Annotated in this window: 23 protein-coding genes; 16 read left to right on the forward strand and 7 right to left on the reverse strand. The window is 32.3% G+C overall.

Features of this window, described 5'->3' with window-relative positions; translation table 11 throughout:
• Complete coding sequence (locus ACI9TV_RS05360; protein ID WP_415249737.1) at window positions 1-468, forward strand: hypothetical protein; 468 nt, start codon at window positions 1-3, stop codon at window positions 466-468.
• Here the strand turns inward: ACI9TV_RS05360 and ACI9TV_RS05365 are convergent.
• Entirely contained in the window at window positions 455-1,714 is a 1,260-nt protein-coding gene (locus ACI9TV_RS05365) for a CCA tRNA nucleotidyltransferase (protein ID WP_415249738.1), read from the reverse strand. The genes ACI9TV_RS05360 and ACI9TV_RS05365 overlap by 14 nt on opposite strands.
• Before the next feature lie 201 nt (window positions 1,715-1,915).
• Between ACI9TV_RS05365 and typA the strand changes: the two genes are divergently transcribed.
• Entirely contained in the window at window positions 1,916-3,718 is a 1,803-nt protein-coding gene (gene typA / locus ACI9TV_RS05370) for a translational GTPase TypA (protein WP_415249739.1), read from the forward strand.
• 29 nt (window positions 3,719-3,747) lie between these two features.
• Here typA and ACI9TV_RS05375 read toward each other — a convergent pair whose 3' ends face one another.
• Window positions 3,748-4,734 carry a hydrolase gene (locus tag ACI9TV_RS05375; protein ID WP_415249740.1) on the reverse strand — a complete coding sequence of 329 codons (987 nt, stop codon included), beginning with the start codon at window positions 4,732-4,734 and terminating at the stop codon, window positions 3,748-3,750.
• A 103-nt stretch (window positions 4,735-4,837) separates the two neighbouring features.
• On the opposite strand from ACI9TV_RS05375, the gene ACI9TV_RS05380 reads away from it, so the two are divergent.
• The 6 genes from ACI9TV_RS05380 (at window position 4,838) to ACI9TV_RS05405 (ending at window position 8,995) form a co-directional block, all read left to right on the forward strand.
• A complete protein-coding gene (locus ACI9TV_RS05380; protein ID WP_415249741.1) occupies window positions 4,838-5,857 on the forward strand; it encodes a ribonucleotide-diphosphate reductase subunit beta in 1,020 nt (339 codons plus the stop codon).
• A 20-nt stretch (window positions 5,858-5,877) separates the two neighbouring features.
• Entirely contained in the window at window positions 5,878-6,456 is a 579-nt protein-coding gene (gene tpx / locus ACI9TV_RS05385) for a thiol peroxidase (RefSeq protein ID WP_415249742.1), read from the forward strand.
• Window positions 6,457-6,465: 9 nt separating this feature from the next.
• Complete coding sequence (locus ACI9TV_RS05390) at window positions 6,466-7,200, forward strand: carbon-nitrogen hydrolase family protein (RefSeq protein WP_415249743.1); 735 nt, start codon at window positions 6,466-6,468, stop codon at window positions 7,198-7,200.
• A complete protein-coding gene (locus ACI9TV_RS05395; RefSeq protein WP_415249744.1) occupies window positions 7,193-7,831 on the forward strand; it encodes a protein-L-isoaspartate(D-aspartate) O-methyltransferase in 639 nt (212 codons plus the stop codon). Before ACI9TV_RS05390 ends, ACI9TV_RS05395 begins: the two co-directional genes overlap by 8 nt.
• 94 nt (window positions 7,832-7,925) lie before the next feature.
• On the forward strand, window positions 7,926-8,762 hold the full coding sequence (locus ACI9TV_RS05400; RefSeq protein WP_415249745.1) for an FAD-dependent thymidylate synthase: 837 nt from the start codon (window positions 7,926-7,928) through the stop codon (window positions 8,760-8,762).
• 11 nt (window positions 8,763-8,773) lie between these two features.
• The gene (locus tag ACI9TV_RS05405; RefSeq protein ID WP_415249746.1) at window positions 8,774-8,995 is read left to right on the forward strand and encodes a lipoprotein; all 222 of its coding nucleotides are present in this window, start codon (window positions 8,774-8,776) and stop codon (window positions 8,993-8,995) included.
• Between the two features lie 27 nt (window positions 8,996-9,022).
• Here the strand turns inward: ACI9TV_RS05405 and ACI9TV_RS05410 are convergent, their stop codons facing one another.
• Window positions 9,023-9,847, reverse strand: coding sequence for a hypothetical protein (locus ACI9TV_RS05410; RefSeq protein ID WP_415249747.1), 825 nt, complete (start codon window positions 9,845-9,847; stop codon window positions 9,023-9,025).
• A 108-nt stretch (window positions 9,848-9,955) separates the two neighbouring features.
• On the opposite strand from ACI9TV_RS05410, the gene ACI9TV_RS05415 reads away from it, so the two are divergent.
• Window positions 9,956-11,242, forward strand: coding sequence for a DEAD/DEAH box helicase (locus ACI9TV_RS05415; RefSeq protein ID WP_415249748.1), 1,287 nt, complete (start codon window positions 9,956-9,958; stop codon window positions 11,240-11,242).
• A 40-nt stretch (window positions 11,243-11,282) separates the two neighbouring features.
• Here the strand turns inward: ACI9TV_RS05415 and ACI9TV_RS05420 are convergent, their stop codons facing one another.
• Complete coding sequence (locus ACI9TV_RS05420) at window positions 11,283-12,155, reverse strand: delta-class carbonic anhydrase (protein WP_415249749.1); 873 nt, start codon at window positions 12,153-12,155, stop codon at window positions 11,283-11,285.
• Between the two features lie 166 nt (window positions 12,156-12,321).
• On the opposite strand from ACI9TV_RS05420, the gene ACI9TV_RS05425 reads away from it, so the two are divergent.
• The 7 genes from ACI9TV_RS05425 to ACI9TV_RS05455 all read left to right on the forward strand — a co-directional run bounded on the left by ACI9TV_RS05425 (window position 12,322) and on the right by ACI9TV_RS05455 (window position 19,909).
• Window positions 12,322-13,197 carry an ABC transporter substrate-binding protein gene (locus ACI9TV_RS05425; RefSeq protein ID WP_415249750.1) on the forward strand — a complete coding sequence of 292 codons (876 nt, stop codon included), beginning with the start codon at window positions 12,322-12,324 and terminating at the stop codon, window positions 13,195-13,197.
• Window positions 13,198-15,186: a putative bifunctional diguanylate cyclase/phosphodiesterase gene (locus ACI9TV_RS05430; RefSeq protein WP_415249751.1), complete on the forward strand. Its 1,989-nt coding sequence runs from the start codon at window positions 13,198-13,200 to the stop codon at window positions 15,184-15,186. It begins immediately after the preceding gene.
• A gap of 64 nt (window positions 15,187-15,250) precedes the next feature.
• On the forward strand, window positions 15,251-15,778 hold the full coding sequence (locus tag ACI9TV_RS05435; RefSeq protein ID WP_415249752.1) for a PhnA domain-containing protein: 528 nt from the start codon (window positions 15,251-15,253) through the stop codon (window positions 15,776-15,778).
• A 319-nt stretch (window positions 15,779-16,097) separates the two neighbouring features.
• Window positions 16,098-16,952: a GGDEF domain-containing protein gene (locus ACI9TV_RS05440; RefSeq protein ID WP_415249753.1), complete on the forward strand. Its 855-nt coding sequence runs from the start codon at window positions 16,098-16,100 to the stop codon at window positions 16,950-16,952.
• Between the two features lie 28 nt (window positions 16,953-16,980).
• Entirely contained in the window at window positions 16,981-18,078 is a 1,098-nt protein-coding gene (locus tag ACI9TV_RS05445; RefSeq protein WP_415249765.1) for a deoxyguanosinetriphosphate triphosphohydrolase family protein, read from the forward strand.
• Window positions 18,079-18,296: 218 nt separating this feature from the next.
• Window positions 18,297-19,313 carry a DUF4214 domain-containing protein gene (locus ACI9TV_RS05450; protein ID WP_415249754.1) on the forward strand — a complete coding sequence of 339 codons (1,017 nt, stop codon included), beginning with the start codon at window positions 18,297-18,299 and terminating at the stop codon, window positions 19,311-19,313.
• Window positions 19,314-19,573: 260 nt separating this feature from the next.
• Window positions 19,574-19,909, forward strand: coding sequence for a hypothetical protein (locus tag ACI9TV_RS05455; protein ID WP_415249755.1), 336 nt, complete (start codon window positions 19,574-19,576; stop codon window positions 19,907-19,909).
• A gap of 112 nt (window positions 19,910-20,021) precedes the next feature.
• Here the strand turns inward: ACI9TV_RS05455 and rpsU are convergent, their stop codons facing one another.
• The 3 genes from rpsU to ACI9TV_RS05470 all read right to left on the reverse strand — a co-directional run bounded on the left by rpsU (window position 20,022) and on the right by ACI9TV_RS05470 (window position 21,544).
• Window positions 20,022-20,234: a 30S ribosomal protein S21 gene (rpsU, locus tag ACI9TV_RS05460; RefSeq protein ID WP_008340937.1), complete on the reverse strand. Its 213-nt coding sequence runs from the start codon at window positions 20,232-20,234 to the stop codon at window positions 20,022-20,024.
• Window positions 20,235-20,308: 74 nt separating this feature from the next.
• Window positions 20,309-20,866 (reverse strand): hypothetical protein, encoded by a 558-nt coding sequence (locus ACI9TV_RS05465; protein WP_415249756.1) that lies wholly within the window; start codon window positions 20,864-20,866, stop codon window positions 20,309-20,311.
• Between the two features lie 66 nt (window positions 20,867-20,932).
• Window positions 20,933-21,544 (reverse strand): Crp/Fnr family transcriptional regulator, encoded by a 612-nt coding sequence (locus ACI9TV_RS05470; RefSeq protein WP_415249757.1) that lies wholly within the window; start codon window positions 21,542-21,544, stop codon window positions 20,933-20,935.
• Window positions 21,545-21,555: the final 11 nt, after the last annotated feature.

A 21,555-nucleotide genomic window follows, 5' to 3' on the forward strand; every position in this document is an offset into this window, starting at 1 on the left:
ATGTTTGCAAATATATTAGGTAAAAGTAAAGAAGAAGCTAATGAAGATAAAGAACATCAAATAATTGTAGATAAAGTTGCAAAAATGAATCTAGTTGATATGAGAGTTTATGTGAATAACAAGTTAAATGACTTTGAGATATGTACTGATGGACTCAGTGAAGTTATGAGAAAGATTAACTCTAAAGATATTAATGGAAAAAGATTTATTGAAACAGACGCGATGGATTCTAAGAAGAAAAAAGCTTTTGAGATAGTTATCATGGTATCAAATAGTACTAAACTAAGCATATTTGTTGCGGAGCTTATCCAAGAGTTCATTGAGTTTTATAAGGATATTATTATGAAATATGATACTGAAAATAAAGATATTTATGGTAGAAAGTTAAAAATAGCACTAGCTAAATCTATAGGTACAATTAGTACAATGGCAGATATGAATAGAAAAATGAAGGTTATTGGCTCTTAAAATATACTTGCAACCACTTTTTAGCTTCTATGTGAGAGTTAATTTCTAAATTTATTTGTGCTTCATAAGCAAGCTCTAATATAGTCGAAAATTTTTTTGATGGCTCAAACCCAAGTGCTATAATATCCCTTCCTTGTAAAAAAGGTTTAGCCTTTGTATATAAAACCCCTAATTCTTTTGCTCTGTGTTTTAGGGTCTTAAAGATATCGCCATTAATGTTTTTGTTTTTTGCTTGTGAAAAAAGTAAAAAATACTCTATACTTACTTGGCAAGAGAGTCTTAACAACTCAGAGTCTGTGTAAAATATTTTAAAGTCATTTACTAACAATGTGAGAATTTCTTTTAAAATACTTTTGTTATTTGTAAGCTTAGTTATGAAAAGAATAGTGTCCTCAGTCTTAAATTTACTACTCATAAGAGATAACATGATTAAAATATTAATCTTATTACTAAGTGTTTTATAGTTTACAAATGTATTAAGTGAATCTAATATTTCATTAAAAGAATTGTTAGAAAGGGTATCTAATGGATAAAAATATTGAAGTCCATTTAGTTCTTTTAAAAGTAAAAAAGCAAGAGAAGGTTTTTTGGATTTAAGAAGTATTTTTTGGATTTCAGTATAAATTCTTTCTTGTGGCAATTCTTTTAAGGTATTTGAGTCACACATTTTTTTACAAAGAGTGAAAAGCTTTGGTTCGAGTGTAAAGTTAAAACGTGTAGCAAATCCTACTGCTCTTAAAACCCTCAGTGGGTCCTCAGAAAACGTATCAATATTTACGGCTCGTAGTATTTTATTTTTGATATCTTCTTGACCATTATATGGATCTAGTATCTTTTTATTTAATACATCAAAACCAATGGCATTGATTGTGAAATCTCTTCGGCTTGTTGCAGTAATAAAATCTAAATCTTTATCAATCGTAACTTCAAATCCACAATGTCCAGAAGCAACTTTATTGTCAGATCTTGGAAGTGTAAAGTCTAGATCCAGGTTCTCTAAAGTTAATTTACAAACACCAAAACTTTTTCCTACACTGTTTACTTCACCAAATTCTTCTAAAATATTTTCTAACTGATTAAAAGAATGTACACCATAAAGTTCAATATCAATATCTTTTGAATCTAAATTAAGAAATTTATCCCTTACATAGCCACCGATTAGTATGGAATTTATTCCATTTTTAGCTAGTTTATCAAATATTATTTGTAAGTTATTTGGATAATCAAATAAACTATGAGCATTCATTGTATTTTACCTTTAATAATATAGATATTTAATATAAAAATCTTTGGTTATTAAAATTATTTACACATTTCCTTTGAGTAAAACATGTATTTATTTCAATAATTTATTGATTAACTTATAAATAGCATAAGTATAACATGAATCTAATATTTATTTGGGTATAATTCGAAAAATTTTCCCACAAATAAGGAAACCCAATCTATGCAAAAAATTAGAAATATAGCCGTAATCGCTCACGTTGACCACGGTAAAACAACACTTGTTGACGGTCTTTTAGAGCAGTCTGGTACATTCGGCGATCATGAAGCACATGAAGAAAGAGCTATGGATAGCAATGATTTAGAAAAGGAACGTGGAATCACGATTCTATCTAAAAATACAGCAATTCGCTATAAAGATTACAAGATTAACATTATCGATACTCCGGGTCACGCGGATTTTGGTGGTGAAGTTGAACGTGTTCTTAAAATGGTTGATGGTGTTTTAGTTCTTGTTGATGCTTATGAAGGTGTTATGCCTCAAACTAAATTTGTTTGTAAAAAAATGCTTGCACTTGGTAAAAAACCAATTGTTGTAATCAATAAAATTGACAAACCTTCTGCTGATTGTGATCGAGTTGCTGATGAGATGTTTGATCTTTTTGCAGATATGGATGCAACTGATGATCAACAAGATTTCCCAATTATCTATGCAGCTGCACGTGATGGTGTTGCTAAATTAGATATGGCTGATCCTGATGGAGATTTCGGATGTATTTTTGAAGCAATCATTAATCAAATTCCTGAGCCAGAAGGTGATGCTGCTAATCCACTTCAATCTCAAGTATTTACACTTGATTATGACAACTATGTTGGTAAAATCGGTATTTCACGTATCTTTAACGGTACTGTAAATAAAGGTGACAATATTCTACTTGCAAAAGCAGATGGTGAAATGGTTAAGGGTAAGATTTCTAAACTAATTGGTTTCCATGGCCTTAACCGTATGGAAATAGAACAAGCTGAAGCTGGCGATATTGTTGCATTTGCTGGTATGGAAACTGTTGATGTTGGAGATACTGTTTGTGATCCTGTCAATCCTGTTGCACTTGATCCAATGCATGTTGAAGAACCAACTCTTACAGTTGTATTTGCAGTAAATGATTCTCCTTTAGCTGGTAAAGAAGGTAAGCACGTAACAAGTAACAAACTTCGTGAGCGTTTAGAGTTTGAAATGAACACTAACGTTGCAATGAAACTTGATGTTGTTGGTGAAGGTAAATTTAAAGTTTCAGGTCGTGGTGAGCTTCAAATTACTGTACTCGCTGAAAATATGCGTCGTGAAAATTTTGAATTTTCGATCTCTCGTCCAGAAGTTATTGTTAAAGAAATTGAAGGTGTTAAATGTGAGCCATTTGAGCATTTAGTTATTGATGTTCCTGAAGATCTTTCCGGTGGTGTTATTGAGCGTCTTGGTAAACGTAAAGCTGAAATGAAATCAATGCTTCCAATGGGCTCAGGTTTCCAAAGAATTGAGTTTGAAATTCCAGCTCGTGCACTTATTGGTTTCCGTGGACAGTTTTTAACAGATACAAAAGGTGAAGGTGTTATGAATCACTCTTTCATCGAATTCCGTGCATTTAGTGGAAGTGTTGAGTCACGTTCTTATGGTGCTCTTGTTTCTATGACTCCTGGTTCAACTCTTGCATTCTCACTCTTTGGTATTCAAGACCGTGGTGTTCTTTTTATCGGTGTTCAGACTGAGGTTTACGAAGGTATGATTATTGGTGAACATTCACGTTCAAATGATTTAGTTGTTAACCCTATTAAAGGTAAGGCACAATCAAATGTTCGTTCATCTGGAGCTGATGAAGCTATTAAACTTATTCCACCTCGTGATATGTCACTAGAACGTGCTTTAGAGTGGATTGAAGATGATGAATTACTTGAAGTAACTCCTAAGTCTATCAGAATTCGTAAAAAATATTTAACTGAAGCTGAGAGAAAAAGATATTCTAGAAAATAATCTTAATAATTTTTATGCTAGATTCTAAATTAATTTTTAGAATCTAGTTCCTCATTAAAGAAATCTACAATTCGACTTTCAAGCCAATATTTTGGTGTAAAAAAACCTCCCTCTATAAAACCAACATGACCACCATATTCAGATAACTCTAAGCTAACATTTTTAGACATTTCATGCTTTTGGGGAATCATTTTAGTATTCATAAATGGATCATCTTTAGAGTGTATTATGAGTGTAGGAGTGTGAATATCCTTTAAAAATTGCCTTGAACTACATTTTGTGTAATAATCTTGTGCAGATTTGAATCCATGAATAGGTGCTGTATATGCACTATCAAACTCCCAAAATGTTTTTAATTTTTTTACTTCTTTTACATTTATACCAATATATGATTCTATATCATTTACAGCATATTTTTTTATGAGTCCTTTATTTAAATCATTCACTAAATGTCTTTCATAGATGCGTGAAAATCCTTGATTAATTGCATTTGCACAAATATCTAATTCCATGGGTGGTGAAATTGATACAGCGCCACTAAGTAGAGAATTTTCTCGTACTTCACCGAGTAGTTTTAAAAGCATATTTCCACCAAGTGAAAACCCAACTGCAAATAGTTTAGCATTTGGAAATATTTTTTTGAGTGAATCTATAAAATAAAGTGCGTCACCTGTTTCCCCGCTATGATATGATCTAGGCAGATTGTTTACTTTCCCAGAACAGCCCCTAAAGTGCATTAAAACACTGTTATACCCGGCAGTAGCAAGTGAGTTCATAATCCCTTTTATGTATGGAGATTCATAAGAGCCTGCTAGACCATGAAAGATAATAGCAATGGGTGTATTGTTTTGAGAGTTTTTTATTTTATGCCAATAGTTTTCTAAAAAATCACCATCTTCTAATATGAACTTTTCTATCTCAAAATTTGGTTCTTTTATTTTTCTAAAAAAGGTTTGATAAAGTGTTTGTATATGTTTATTTTTCATACCAAAAGAGGGTGAAAATTTTTCACTCAAATGTAATCCTTTATTATATGATTAAGTTGTTGGATAAATCTTATCAAATATTTATGTATAGATGGCTATAATCTTATACAAATAACAATATGGAGCCACTAAATTGGATAGAAAAAAAATATATAATCCTGACTCAACAGAAAGTGTAAATGATAGAAAAATTTTTGGTGGTAACCCTACGGGTATTTTTGAACTTAACAATATTAAATACCAATGGGCATATAATCTTTGGGAGATGATGTTAAACAACACATGGTTTCCAAAAGAAGTAGATATGACCCGGGATGTTAATGATTACAAGAACCTAACTCAAGCAGAGAAAACTGCCTATGATAAGGCTCTTTCACAGTTAATTTTCATGGACTCGCTTCAAACGAACAATATTATAGATAATGTAAACCCTTATGTCACTTCACCAGAGATTAACCTTATCTTAGTTAGACAGAGTTTTGAAGAAGCGCTTCACTCACAATCTTATGCAGTTATGGTTGATAGTATTTCAACAAATTCCGCTGAAATATATGAGCTTTGGCGTAGCGATATGATGTTAAAGACGAAAAATGATGCTATTGCTAGTGTTTATTTAGAGCTTGCAAAAAATCCATCAGAGTATAACTTTGTAAAAGCGTGTTTTGCGAATCAAATTCTAGAAGGTATTTATTTTTATAGTGGCTTTACATATATTTATACGCTTGCTCGTTCAGGGAAGATGCTTGGAAGTGCACAAATGATAAGATTTATTCAAAGAGATGAAGTGACGCACTTAGTACTTTTCCAAAATCTTATTAATACACTGAGAAAAGAGAGACCAGATCTTTTTACAGAGACTCTTAAAGCTGAAGTCATAGAGATGTTTAAAGAAGCTGTAAAACTTGAAACAGAGTGGGGACAATACATTACACAGGGGCAAATATTAGGTCTAACTGATGAAATTGTAGAGCAATATATTCAATATCTAGCAGATGACAGATTAACTTCTGTAGGATTTGATAAAATCTATAATGTTTCTAATCCAATTAAGTGGGTTGATGATTTTGCAAAATTTAATGATCAAAAAACGAATTTCTTTGAAGCTACAGTTACGAACTACTCAAAAGGTAGTCTTTCGTTTGATGATTTCTAAATAACTAAAAAGGAAAAAAAATGAAAAAGATATTTATAGCACTTACATTACTTGTTTCAGTTACATTTGCAACTACAGTTGCATTTAATGGGCTGAAAGTTACTTTAAATAGTGATGGTTTAAAGGTTGGGGATAATGCACCTGCATTTACAGCTACTACGATTAACTTTGAAGAAACAGTTATTGGTGGGAAAAAAGATAAGATTCAAGTTTTAGCATTTGTTCCATCTTTGGACACAAATACATGTGAATTAGAAACAATTGCATTTAATAAAAAAATTGAAAATATGGATAATATTCACTTTAGTATTATTTCAAAAGATTTACCATTTGCACAAAAGAATTTTTGTGGTAACCACGGAATAAAAAATGTACAAACAGTATCTGATTATAAAAATACTAACAACGCTAAAAGATACGGTACGACAATTTCTGCACCAGTTTTTTTAGAAGGTTTCTTTGGAAGAGTTGTTTATATCATCGATACAAAAGGAAAAATAGCGTATGTTCAAGTTGTTCAAGAAATAGCTGACGAACCAGATTATGCAGCAATAATGCGAGCTATTAGAAGCATAGATAGACACGTAAAACCTGAGTAAATACTTGGTATGAATGACTGGAAGCTTTGTTCTTTACTCTTTGAAACTACGAATGATTATGAGAGCAATTTACAAAGGCTTTTAGACCTTATAGAAACAACATCTCAAAATTCTCTTATTGTCGCTCCAGAAGTTTGTTTAACAGGTTTTGATTACGATAATTTTGATGATGTGAATAACTTTGCACAACTTGCCATTGAAAAAATTAAAAAAGCCTCTCATAATAAAATAATTATTTTAAGTATTATACAAACGATAGACTCAAGAGTCTATAATATCGCAAAACTTTTTTATAACGGTGAAGTAGTGCATGAAAGAGCAAAAGCGCGTCTATTCCATTTTGCTGGTGAAGAAAAGTACTTTAGTGAAGGCAATGATAAGGATATAGAGATAGTAGAAGTTGCGGGGATAAAAATTGCTATTCTTATCTGTTTTGAGCTTCGATTTAAAGACTTATGGAAAAAATGTGAAGGTGCAGATGTTATAGCTACACCATCTTGGTGGGGTGTTTTACGCACAGAGCATTTTAAAGCTATTACAAAAACTTTAGCAATTATGAATCAATGCTATGTAGTCGCAAGTGATTCTTTGAATGAAGAATGCTCAAAGATGAGTGGAGTTATAAGTCCTATGGGTAAAGAACGGCGTAATGGGAATATTGCTTGCTTAGAAGTAGTATATGATACAAAAGAGATACAAAAGATGAGAAGATATATGGATGTAGGGATAGGTGCAGATGGATAGAATAACAGCGACAAAAACAGCTCGTTTGGCGCAAGAGTGTCATCAGAAATTTTCTTTGAGCGAAGATGTTAAAAAAGCTATAGCTAACACGAATAGAGAAATGTTTGTTCCAAGTGGATTTAAACATAGTGCATATAAGATGGACGCACTACCTATGGGTGCTGCACAATGGATATCTTCACCACTAACGGTAGCAAAAATGAGTGAATACCTTCAACCCAAGGGTGCTGATAGAGTTTTAGAAGTTGGTTGTGGAAGTGGTTACCAAGCAGCTGTTCTTTCACATATGTTTCGTGGCGTTTTTACAATAGAGAGAATAGAATCACTTATGATAGAAGCTAAATCTCGCTTTAAAAAGCTTTCTATTAATAACATACATACTAGAACTGATGATGGACAAAATGGTTGGAGTCAGTATGCTCCCTATGACAGAATTCTTTTTTCAGCAACTGCAAAAGAAATACCTAGCAAGCTCTTTGAACAGTTAAGTGACGGTGGAATTTTGGTAGCTCCTATGCAAAAAGGTTCTAAGCAAATTATTACTAGATTTAAAAAAATTGGTTCTAGAATTGATAAAGAGGAATTAGAAGATTGTGACTTCGTACCTGTTTTAGATGGGGTACAAAAGTAATTAGTTAAGTCACTTGTCTAAGTCGATTGTCTAAGTTTGATTATTGTAATATATATACAATTTAAGAAGAGAATTTAGCAAGGATTTATCAGTTATGGAAAATGTACATGGTATTGAATATACTAAACCAAAAGTAGTCTTACTCCAAGATACAGGCATAGGTGTAGCAGAAGCAGCAGCTCGTACATGTTATGACTCATTTGAAAATAGTGAAAACGATGTTATTAAAGATATTGAAAACGTTATGCCAGATAATTTAATGCGAGATGCAATTAATGATATTGAAGATTCTAATCTTCTTGATGATCTTGCTTGGACATATTTTCACCATTCTATCTTAGAACACGCTAACCTTAGCTTTTTGATTCGTGGAACATCTCGTGGTGTTTTACAAGAACACGCACGTCATCGTATACAAGCTATTAGTGTTAGAAGTACGCGTTATACAATGAGTTCTGTTATTAATGCTTTTGTCGCCTCTATGAACGGTGGAGATAAAGAATTTTTTATAACAAAGGTTTTAAATTTTGATATGTTTGTTACGTCTAATGAATTGTATAACAGAATTGAAATTGGAACTATTTATGATAAACTGATGTACCAAACAACAGTTGTTGAAGATTTCCATGCTATCTCTGTTGCTAAAAGCTCACTGCCTTTTCTAGACGAATATAAAGAAAATGCTGAAGCACTTTTTGATGCACTTCAAGCTGGAAAGAAAAAACGCAATGTTGGTGATGCTTTTAAACATATCATCTCAGATAATGTAAAAGTAGATATGGTAGTTACATTTAATCTTAGAAGCTTGAAAAATTATCTTACACTTCGAGATAGTGGGGCAGCATTTTTTCAAATTCGTTGGTTAGCACAAGAAATGATGCGTGTCACTCCATCAAAATATTTAGATTTAATTATCAAGAAAAAAGTATAAAGGAGTTTGAAATGAATAAATATATAAGCGGACTTAGTTTGGCAGTTCTACTGAGTGGATGCTCTACACATTTTGCAATCAATGGGATGATGTGTGATCAAATAGCAGCTGATCCATTTTCCACAATTCCAAGTGAATGTAGAAATTATGTAGATGCAGCGGCTACAAAAGCATCACGAGCTCCATCAGATATTTTATCGTCTGATGATTTACTTATATTTGAGAAGAAATAAAAATACTTACAAAGAAGAAGAGTACTTTTACTCTGCTTCTTTTTTAGTTTTACCTTTAATGCTAATCGTTTTACCTGTTAGTCTAGGGGCTTTATTTTTGGGAGTTCCATCGAAGTGATGATTTCTTTCACCAGATTTACCAGAAAATCTAGCTTTTCCACTGTCATCATTTCCTAAGTATTTGTTTTCACCTCTTTCTTTCTTTTCCCAAGGTTTTTTGTCGCCTTTAGCTTTATCGTCATAGGGTTTCTTATCCCAAGGCTTTTTGTCACCTCTTGGTTTGTCATCGTAAGATTTCTTTTCATACGGTTTTTTATCACCTCTAGGTTTATCGTCGTAAGACTTTTTCTCTTTATCTTCCCATGGTTTTTTAGGCTTCTCGTCTTGACCTAAAAATGCACGTTTTCTCTCTTCTCTCGGATCAAAATCTTTTGCTACAGGTTGCGCAGTTTTTTCAATTCTTTCTTCTGAGAAACCTTCAATATGCTCTAGCATAATTGTTCTACCATTGAGTGTTTCAATAGGATGAAGTAGTTTTTCTTCACTAGGGTCTAGGAGTATAATTGCATGAGAATCACTTTTTGTAATTCTAGACATATAGACAATAGCTTTGCTTGGTAGGTTATAACTTATAAGAAGTTCACATCGAAGCTCAGGAGTATTGTATAACTCTTTATCGCTAACAATACTAACATTTTCTTGTTCGGTAGTTAGTTCTGACTTTTCTGAAGTCACAACGATGATTTTCTTACCAGTATTTTGAGAGAGAAGCTGTTGAAGAAGTTCTTCTTTTTTTGCTATTTCACATGGATGAACACGATGATTATGTCTTTTAAGAGTAGGAGTTGACATGAAAGTCCTTGAAGTTTGTATTGTGAAAGTATACCCACTCTTGGCTTTAATCCATATAGAGGTAAAGATATGCTAATATGAAGTATTAATTTAAGGAATATATAAATAATGTCATTTAAAAATTTAGGTCTTTGCGACCAACTACTACGCGCTGTAAAAGAGCAGGGCTATGATGAACCAACACCTATTCAAGCAGAATCAATCCCAGTAATACTAGACAAAAGAGATATTTTAGCTGGAGCACAAACTGGAACTGGTAAAACAGCAGGTTTTACACTTCCTATGCTAGAGCTTTTACAGCGACACAAGCAAAAGACAGGGAAGCAACATATTAGAGCACTCATTCTTACTCCAACAAGAGAGTTAGCTTCTCAAGTTCAAGAGAGCGTCGCACTTTATGGAAAGTTTTTACCTTTTAAGTCATGTGTAATTTTTGGTGGGGTAAAGATTAACCCTCAGATTACAGCACTTCGTAAGGGAATGGATATTGTTGTTGCAACTCCTGGACGCTTACTTGATCATGTATCGCAAAAGACTATAGATTTATCGAAGGTAGATTTTCTTATCCTTGATGAAGCAGATAGAATGCTTGATATGGGTTTTGTGAATGATATTCGTAAGGTAATTGCTGTATTGCCTAAGCAGAGACAAACACTACTTTTTTCAGCAACGTACTCTAAAGATATCAAAAAATTAGCAGATACATTACTTAATTCACCAATTCTTATAGAAGTTGCAAGAACAAATCAATCAGCAGAACAGATTAATCAAGTTATTCACCCAGTTGATAAGACAAGAAAGCGTGACCTGTTAACACATTTAATTAAAAAAGAGGATTGGCAACAAGTTTTAGTTTTTATGAGAACAAAACATGGGGCGAATCGCTTAAGTGGACAGCTTGAAAGTGATGGAATAAGTTCTGCAGCTATTCACGGAAACAAAAGTCAAAATGCTAGAACAAAAGCACTTGCAGATTTTAAAGCTGGTAAAGTGAAAGTTCTTGTCGCAACAGATATCGCTGCACGTGGAATTGACATTGACCAACTTCCTCACGTTGTAAACTACGAGCTTCCAAATGTTCCTGAAGATTATGTTCACCGTATTGGTAGAACTGGTCGTGCGGGAAACAAGGGTGAAGCAATGAGTTTGGTGTGTGTAGATGAGCATGAATTTTTAGAGAGTATTGAAAAATTAATTAAAAAAGATATTCACAAGTTTACTGTGAAGGGCTTCGAACCAGACCCATCTATAAAAGCAGAACCAATTTCACTTGGTGGCGGTGGTGGAAGAGGCCGAGGTGGTAACCGTGGTGGCGGTAACAGAAGCGGTAACAATAAACCTAGAAATGGTGGCGGTGGTGCACGTGGTGGAAATTCTTCGAGAGGAAGAAGATAGTAATTTAATCTTTATCATTTAAAATGAGCTTTTGCTCATTTTAATGAATAGTAGAGAGTAAATCAGGATTTGTCACAAGGTTTCTTACACCATGGGCATGATCTTCATTAAAAGTATTCCCTTTACACCATTCTCCTACTGTTGCAATATTTACTTTTGCAACTTTAGGACGAACACTCCACGTTACTTGAAAGGGTGAACCTTTCTCGTTATATCCAGGACCTGTAGTTGAACCATCATATTCGATAGGTATTCCAGTGTTGTTAGGAATGTTTGTAGCTTGATGAAGCGTATTTTTTACAGAGTGTTTTGTTAGTGTGTTAAAATCAAGTGCATTTGTGTCATTTACAAGAACATAAACCTGGGTCTCAACTCTTAATTGAGGGTTGTTGATTGCTTTACTTAAACACGAACCAAGAGTCGGACCTGGTTTAATTTTTGCAGTTGAGTATACGTAATGAACCTCAATTGTATCCCCTGCACTTAGTCCACCATGCTTACTTGGGCATTCTTCATTCGCTATTGGAGTCGATTCTGCATGTGTTAATTTACCTGAGTATTTAAAACCACTCTCAAAACCATGACCATCTCCATTACCGGCATTGAGAGTAAATTCACCGCCTTTATGTTCTGCATTTTTGTGAAAGTGAATGTTGCATAAATTCATTTTGGTATATGCAGGAGCAGCATTAAATACTCTTGCATTTTTTCCAGTTTTTATATCAATATCACGCGGTGATTGAGGGCCAAAACCCATATTTTTTGTGTTTTTTGCTAAAGCACTTTTTTGCTCAATTATTATTGCATCTGTAACCGCAGAATGTGAACTGTGAGAGTGCTCTTTTGCACTAATGCTAAGTGGAATTATTGTAGCCATAGCAGATATAACTAAAACCTTTTGACTAATATTCATATGAATTCTCCAATTGATAGTATGTCTAAATATTATAAGCTAAAATACTTAAATAAACAAAATATACGTATAGCTACATATACAAAAGCATTAAATATTGTTATTATTAAATAAAGATTAGATGAAGATTGAAGTTGTTATAATAATGTGATAATAAGGAATATTTATGTCATACAAGATTATTTTTACAATGTTTTTACTTTTTTCATTAACTTCATGTTCTTCTTTACCTGAAAAGAAACTAAGAATCTCGGCTACGACATGGGTAGGATATACACCATTATTTTATGCAAATGCAAAAGGATGGCTTAGACAACACAATATAAAACTGCTCAATGTTTCATCCTTAGCTGAAAATATGTATATTTATAAGGCTAAAAATTCTGATGCATATGTTGGAACACAATATGAATATAACCTACTTCATCAAGAGAATAGATCACTAAGACCCATTATGATGTTTGATCGCTCCTATGGTGGGGATATGATCTTGAGTAATGTTTCTATTGAGACTTTACAAAATACGGCACAAGAAATAGATACTTACCTAGAAGTAGATTCAATAAATAGTACTATACTTAAAGACTTTATTAAAATATACTCCATTAAAGAAGAAAATATCAACTATATTAATAAAGATCAAAGTCAAATTGACCTTTTAAAGGTGAGTAAAAAACCAACAATTATTGTTACATATGTACCATATAATATAACTCTTCAAAAAAGTGGATTTAAAGAAATTGCTTCAACTAAAGATGGCCTTGATATATTCGTAGTTGATGCAATGTTTACAACAGCAGAAATTTTTTCTAAACATAAAAATCAATTCATAGAACTTAAAAAAATAGTTGATATAAGTATAGAAGCGTTAAAGAATGATCCAAAAGAATTTTATGAAACTATTAAGCCTTATATGCTTAACATGGACTATAATGAATTTGAAGCCTCATTACATGATATTATTTGGATAAATAAAGATATAACACCAGGCATGAAAGAACGTATGAATCAAGCTGGCTTGCAAACAAGAGATTTAATCTAGATGCAATTGACTGTTCAGAGATTCACTCTTTTATCTTTTAGTGTTTTACTTGCAAGCTTGTTATCACTGTTTTCTTATTACTATTTATCTCAACGAGAATATACTGCATCAGTTATTTTAAAAAGTATCCAGTCAAATTTATCTGAAACTAGTTATTTAGTCTCAAAAAATATTTCTAATAAAAATGAAATATCTTCCATTAGACCATTACTAGACAGAGTAGCTGCAAATAATGAATTTGTGGATGTTATATTGATCCATGATGAAAACAAAATTTTAATTTCTACTGATCCTTTTATAAAAAAAATACCGAGTTATCATTTACTACATAATATGCAAACAACAGCATATAGTCAGATAATCAATGAAGAAGGGATTGAGAGTGATATAAAATTTTATGATGGGAATCAACAATACACGCTTCAATTATTGTTCGTACTTGAAAAAGACTCAATATCATCATATTTTTCTGAAAAACAAACAATGTTTATTATCTATTTTATAATCATTCCAATAATTTGTATTGTATTAATTTTATATTTAATGAGGCACTTTATCTTACAACCTTTGGAATCTCTTCGTCAATTTTCTTATTATCAAAATGAAGTTCCCAAAGCATTTCTTCTCAAAGAACTTGAAATTATTCGTTATTCAATGATTCAGACATTTACAAGATTGGAAAAAGAAAAAGAAGATCTTTACTTAATGTCTACAACGGATTCTCTCAGTGGACTAGCTAATAGAAATGCACTTAATGAATACTTTGACCGTCTACTTCTCAATGCAAAACGAAAAAAGCAAGAGTTTGCATTTTTGTTCTTAGATCTTGATCATTTTAAAAGTATCAATGATTCACTTGGTCACAATATTGGAGATGAACTGTTAAAACACATTGCTACTATGATAAGGAAGGTTATACGTCCAGCCGATTTTGTAGCTAGGATTGGTGGGGATGAATTTATAATACTAGTACAAGATTATCATTCACTTCTTGATTTAACAACAATCATAGACAGAATATTAGAGCAGCTTACAAAACCATGGATAATTCAAACAAACCCTATCTCGATTAGTGGAAGTATTGGTATTTCACTCTATCCAAAAAATGGTGAAGATATGGTTTCATTGATGAAAAATTCAGATATTGCTATGTATGAAGCAAAGAAAAAAGGTCGTGCAAGATACAGTTTTTTTACAGAAGAACTAAATACGAATGTACAACACATAATAGAGTTAAATAATGAGATAAAACAAGCTTTAGTTAATAATGAATATGAATTGTATTATCAACCTAAAATAGATGTTAGTACTTCTCAAATTATTGGAGCAGAAGCGTTAATTAGATGGAACCATCCTACAAAAGGAATGATTCCTCCGGATGTTTTTATACCATTGGCTGAAGAAAATAATTTTATTATTGAGCTTGGAAGATGGATAATGGCTGAAGCTATAGGGGAACAAACAAGGCTAAAGGCAAAAGGTATTGATATTGTGATGTCTATTAATATATCAGCAAAGCAGATTTTAGAAAAAGATTTTTTTCACGGCTTTACTACAATAATGCAGGAATACGGTGCTAACCCGAAAGATATTGATATAGAAATCACAGAATACATGTTTTTAGAGCAAAGTAAAAATAATTCTATAATTCTTAATGCTTTACATGATTATGGTGTATCGATTTCACTTGATGACTTTGGAACCGGTTATTCCTCACTCTCTTATCTCAAGCTATTTCCTATAAATAATTTAAAGATAGATAAAGCTTTTATGGATGACTTTGATACACATCAAGGTGCCATATTTCTTGATACAATTGTAAAAATGGGACAAAATCTGAATATGACTATTATTGCAGAAGGTATAGAATCACAAAAGCAGTTAGAATACTTAAGCAAGATTGGATGTAATCAATACCAAGGGTACTATTTTTCTAAGCCATTAGCTATTAATGACTTTGAAAAACTCCACACGAAAGTGATTTCTTAGTCCTCATACATTAGATATAAAATTAGCTATAATTGCACGCATAACTGATAGAAGGAATATATCTATGAATAGAAGTAATGTATGCGAATTATGTGCAAGTGATGAGAATGTGAATATCTTAGAGGTTTCACCATCAGATACTAGTGAAGAGCAGTCTATATATCTTTGTTCTAATTGTAGTTCTCAAATTGAGAATGGTGAACTAGATGAGAATCATTTTAATTGTTTAAACGATTCTATGTGGAGCGAAGTTCCTGCAGTTGCTGTGATGAGCTACAGACTTTTAAGTCAGCTCGGACGTCAAGATTTGGTTGATATGATGTATATGGAAGAAGATGTCAAAGCTTGGGCAGATGCTGGACTTGAAATGGAGGAAAAATTAGTCTATAAAGATGCAAATGGTGTAATATTGCAAGCTGGAGATACTGTTGTTATTACAAAAGATTTAGATGTAAAGGGAACTGGTTTTACTGCAAAACGTGGTACTGCTGTGAGAAATATTGGTCTTGTTCATGGAGACGCTGAGCATATTGAAGGTCGTGTTAATGGTGTGAAAATTCATATTCTTACAAAGTTTTTGAAAAAATCATAATAAGACAGTAATGAATTCTTTAAAATCTATAGCATTAAATACAATAACACCCGTATTTATATCCCTCGTATTTATGTTAATCATATTTAATGAAGCTAAGGTTCCTAGTATTATATTTAGTCTAGTTCCCTATATTTTTTATTTTGTTAGTGTACTTATTTTATGGGTTTCTTGGCATTTTAATAGAACAAAATTTATTTTTATCATTATTCCTTTAATCCTTATGCATATAGGATTTGAGTATTTAAGCGCAAAAAATGCTACAAGTCTTTTTATGTATAGTTCTATTTTATATCCTTTACATTTATTGATATTTTTATTGTTAAAAGAGAGAGGAATTTTTTCTATTTGGGGTGCTTCGAAGATAGCATTCTTTGTATTTGAAATAGCTATTGTTAGCTATTTCATTTTTAACCCTAGTGAAAATCTTCAAAGCTTTATAAATATAAAACTATTTGCAATATCTTTTTACCCACTTAAAGATGTGGCTTTTGCTATTGGTTTATTGGTTCTTTTTATTTTGATAGCGCTTGTGTTGTTTAATAGGTATCTCATTTATAATACATCATTTTTCGTAATGGTAATTAGCTTTTATGGAGGCTTATATTTTTTAAAGACGGCGCATGCTACGGATATATCACTTTTAGCAATATCTATAATAATTTTTGCACTTCTTATTAGAGAATCGTATAGACTCGCATTTTATGATGAACTTACTTCTTTACCTGGTAGACGTGCACTCGTAGAAGATATGGCAAAACTTGGTATGAAATATAGTCTAGCAATGATAGACATAGATCACTTCAAAAAATTTAATGATACCTATGGACATGATACAGGTGATGATGTTTTAAAGATGGTAGCTACAAAATTATCTGAAGTCTCAGGTGGTGGTAAAGCGTATAGATATGGTGGAGAAGAGTTTGTTATACTTTTTCCATCACTAGAGGTGGAGCAGGCATATGTATATACTAATCTTTTGAGAGAGATTGTTGCTACAAGTGCTTTTGATGTTAGAAAGAAACACTCTAACAAGAAAATTTATGTGAAGATTTCAGCGGGTATAGTACAAAATAAACCTGAAGATAAAGATCCTTTTGCTACAATGAAAAGAGCTGACAATGCACTTTATAAGGCTAAAAAAGCTGGAAGAAATCAAGTAGTAAAAGCATAAACTTAATGAATGATATAGGAAAAGAATGATGAAAGCAAGTGACAGATTCCATAAGATTGATAAAGATTTTCGTTCACCGTATGCACGAGATAGAGATCGAATTATTCACTCTGCATCTTTTCGAAAGTTAGAATATAAAACGCAAGTTTTTCTCAACCAAGAGGGAGACTTCTTTCGTACGCGTTTAACGCACTCCATAGAAGTCTCACAGATTGCTCGTTCAATCACCACTACTCTTGGGCTTAATGAAGCTTTAGCAGAGTCTATAGCCCTCGCACATGACTTAGGACATACACCTTTTGGTCATGTTGGTGGAGATACTTTAGATGAGTGTTTAAAAGCAGATGGTTTTAGTCATGGATTTGAGCACAATTTTCAAAGTTTTAGAGTTGTCTCCTTTTTAGAAAAACGATATAAAAATTTTGATGGACTTAATCTTACTTTTGCAACATTAGAAGGTATACTTAAACATTCGTATCCTTACCAAAAAAGCTTTTTACCAGCTAAAATTCATGAGCAGTTTAATCTCAATACACATCCTTCTATTGAGGCAATGATTGTCGATCGCGCAGATGAGATAGCGTATACCAGTCATGACATTGATGATGGAGTAAATTCTGGATTGATTAGTTTTGATGATCTTAAAGAAAGTGAACTTGTTTGTGAAATCTTAGAAAAAGTTGAAGCTGAGGGAATCTCTCATGAAGACGATGAGATGTTCCGTTATAGATTTAGTTCACACTTTATAAATCATCTTGTATATTCATTGTTAGAATATTCACGAGAGAGAGTCAATGGAAGTGAAGTGCAAAGTGCTACTTTTGATGCAAAAGATGAAATCCCTATAGGTTTAAACAAAGAACTTGAGACAAAACTTAAAAAACTTAAAAAATTACTTTTTACGAAACTTTACCAACATCAAAATATTGTTACAAAAATGTACGCAGGCAAACAGGCTGTTAGAGGTTTATATAAGGGACTAATGGAAGAGGAAAAAATGCTTCCAAAGTATTTTTATAAGCAGTTAAGTACTAGAAAAAAGCATAGAGTTATAGCTGACTATATTGCTCATATGAGCGACAGACACGCAATTACACTTTATAAAGAGATGTATGGAAAACTGTAAAATAATCGTTATATCACTATATTGTGATAGTATCTTTGAGTAGATTTTTTGACATAATTAAGAAAAGGAGTATATAGTTTTTACTCCTCTTTCAAAAATGGAAACATCCATATATGTTTAAGCGTATTGATACTAAAGAGTTTGTGTTGAATAGTATATAAGAATTAATATTTTATTTTATTAATTCTTATATGCTACAATTTTAAAAAGGAGACATAATGAAAAGTTTTCTATTAGTTTTTTTAGGAATCACTTTATCTTTTGGACAACTTCAGGCAAGAGATGTAACCCTGGAAGATAAAATAATAAGTTTATATGTATCGTTTTTCAACCGTGCAGCAGATGAAGAAGGATTGAGTTACTGGAATGGTTTAGGAAATACAGCAGCACAAAGAGGCGAAAATACATTAGATGTGCTTAAGCAACTTTCTGCAGGATTTGCGACGCATCCAACTTTTACTAGTACATATGATAGTATGGGTAATGAAGCATTCGTTCAAGCAATTTATCAAAACTCTTTAGGACAAGAAGGGGATGCAGTTGGTGTAGCATATTGGAGAGATCTACTAGACAATGCGAAATCAAGAAGTGATATGGTAGCTGAATTTATGGAGTTATCTTTAACGCTAGACTTAACATCTGAGAACTTTCCAGAATTATCAGATGCAGAATTAGCAGCAGCAGTTGAAAGACAAGCTCTTATTTCAAATAAGGTAGAAGTAGCTACATATTTTACTGAAAATTTAGGGATCTTAACAAATGTACTAAATTCACAGAATCCCGAGAATGATGATGCTTATAGAGCTTCTATCAATATTTTAAGTGGAATAGGGATTAGTAGAGAAACTGTGACAGCTGCTCTAGGTAGGTTACAAGGGATTCTTAATGATCCAAGTGCTATAAGTTCTATTGTTTCAAATTGGGCAAATTTACCTGTTCTAACAGGTTTGAATTTAAGTGAATATTCTGGGATATATATTTTCAAAGGTATAGGAGAATTTGCAGTACCAATAGTTACAAGTGCATATCAAAATTTTTCTGGATTTACATCGACTACAACATCGAGTGCAACTAGTTGTACTGATTATGGATTTACTAACCCGATACAAAGTACTCCTAGTCCAGGAGTTGTATCAAAAGCTTATGGAGTAGGTTCTTCTAGATCGTGTTTTGAAATAGTGTATTCTGGTTCTGCTCTAGGTGGTTCTAGTAATATTATTGCTTATTGGAATTAATAGTATAAATAATTGAATTATTTATGACAGTATCTCATTTTTTGATTAGTCATATACAAATCATATTATATGTAGTAAGTCTTTCTTCAATATTTTTTAACCTATAAAAATAGATTAAAGACGAGCCTGAGAATGAATAAAAAGTGAGTGTAAAATATCAATTATTAATGATGTATTACCCAAAGTGCTGTAAACTAAATGGCATTGTAAAATTGCTTATGATAAAATAATAACAACTATCAAGAAGGTTACATATTTAAATGAATAATCAAGATAAAAGTATTGATATAATCGCTAATAGTTTAGATGATTTTGAAAAAGTTTGCGCGATTACTATCTCTTTAAGAATTGTTGATGGTTCTTGTAAAATGAATGATTATGAAAAAAGTGTTTTTATGGCTCTTTATGATGCCATTATAGATAAAAAAACTGATTTTTTTGAGGATAGCGTTTGCGAACTGATCTCTCTAGCTTTAGATACTCCAAGCGAAAAAGTATATGTAGAGACTAAAAAATTGAGTTCATCTGCTATGGGTATGATAACTCTTCCGAGGATGAAGGCATTTAAAGATGGATTTCGTAAGCAACTTTCATAATAGGTGTTTATTTTTTAATGGGTATAAATGAGGTAGAGGATAGGCGTGAAAAGTAATTTTTAGAGAGTCTTTTAAGTCCCTTGTTTAGGTAAGTTAAGCCCGAAGGCTTATCTTATAGGCGTGATTCGTAACGTCTCATCATATAAAGACGCTTTAGCATTTTCTTACGAGAAGCTATTTTGAATTTCTTACGCTTTTCAGTTTCCGTTTCATGGAAACGGCGAGCACGAGCTTCGGTAACTATTAAGTTACGGTCAGTCTGCTTCTTGAAACGGCGGTAAGATGCATCAAAATTATCATCACTACGTAGTACGATACCTGGCATATCACATCACCCACTTTCTTTTAAATTTTGTCGAGTTGAAATTATAGCTAAATCTTCTTAGTTTACAAAGAGACTTAGAAACTTGTACCAACTTTAATCATTGTTCTTGAGTTATTCATATTTGTTTTTGTGCCAGCTGCAAATTGTGCATCTCCAGCCCATTGGTATCTACTTTCTATACCTATAAACATATCAGAAGAGATTTGGTAGTTAAGTGATGCACCAAAGTTTAGACCAAATACTTCATCTTTCTTTCCGTTACTTTCAGCAAATATAACACCAAGACCTGGTCCAAAACCAAACTTTGTTTTATTGTTTAAGTCAAACATGATTCTAGGATTCATCTCTAAAGTATTTGTTTCTAGACCATCTTTGTCTGAATGTACAAGACTTAAAACTTGATTGATTTCTAAATCTTTAATTTGAAATACTGGACAAGCAAAACCAAGCTCGATACCGTACATAGCAGTACCATTGTTGGCACCTGAGTATTTTCCATAACCACCCATAAGAGCAACAGTTGGAGCTGCGCAATATCCTTGTGTAAAGATAGGTAGCATTTTTGTTTCTTTAGGAGCAGCAAATAGAGATGTGCTTAACACTAAAAGAGAGCTAAGTAGAATTTTTTTCATTGATTTTCCTTGTTTTTTTTAAGTTGTCTAGTATATCACAATTATGAGATTAATTATATAATCTTATTAGTATAAAGTAATACATCCTCGTGTTAATGTAACTTTTTGAGTGTTTTCTAGTTCTTTTAAAACTCTACTTACAACGACTCGAGTACTTCCAAGCTCATTGGCAATAGTTTCATGTGTTGTTTCAATAGTCTTACTCTTTTGACTCTTTAACCAATCTAGTATACGTTCATCAAGTTTTTTAAATTTTATGTCATTTACAAGTTTCGCTAAGGCACTTATTCGCAGTGTGTAGATGGAAAAAAGAAAGCTTTGGTATACATCGCTCATTGATGCTAGTGCTTTGACACTAGAAGTATCTAAAAGATACCCTTCAATATCAGTAACTGTAACAGCAGAGCCTATAGCCTCAGTTTGAGAAATACTTGAAGCTGTATTTATGATGCACTGCTCACCTTCCTTTAGCTGATACAATGTGATCTCATCTGCATCAGCTGATTGTATATAAAGACGTACTTTTCCCGAAGTCAAAAAAAGAATATTATCGCATACATCACCTTGAAAAAATAAAATATTGTTCTTTGGTACTTTGATTGGTGTGAGGTGTTTTTTTAAAAATTCTAAAGTATTAGAATCAAGTTTATTATAAAAAGAATAGCTCTCTAAGTTCATATGTTTCTCCG

It is taken from the genome of Sulfurimonas sp., from assembly GCF_047622445.1.
In the GTDB taxonomy this organism is placed as follows: Bacteria; Campylobacterota; Campylobacteria; order Campylobacterales; family Sulfurimonadaceae; genus Sulfurimonas.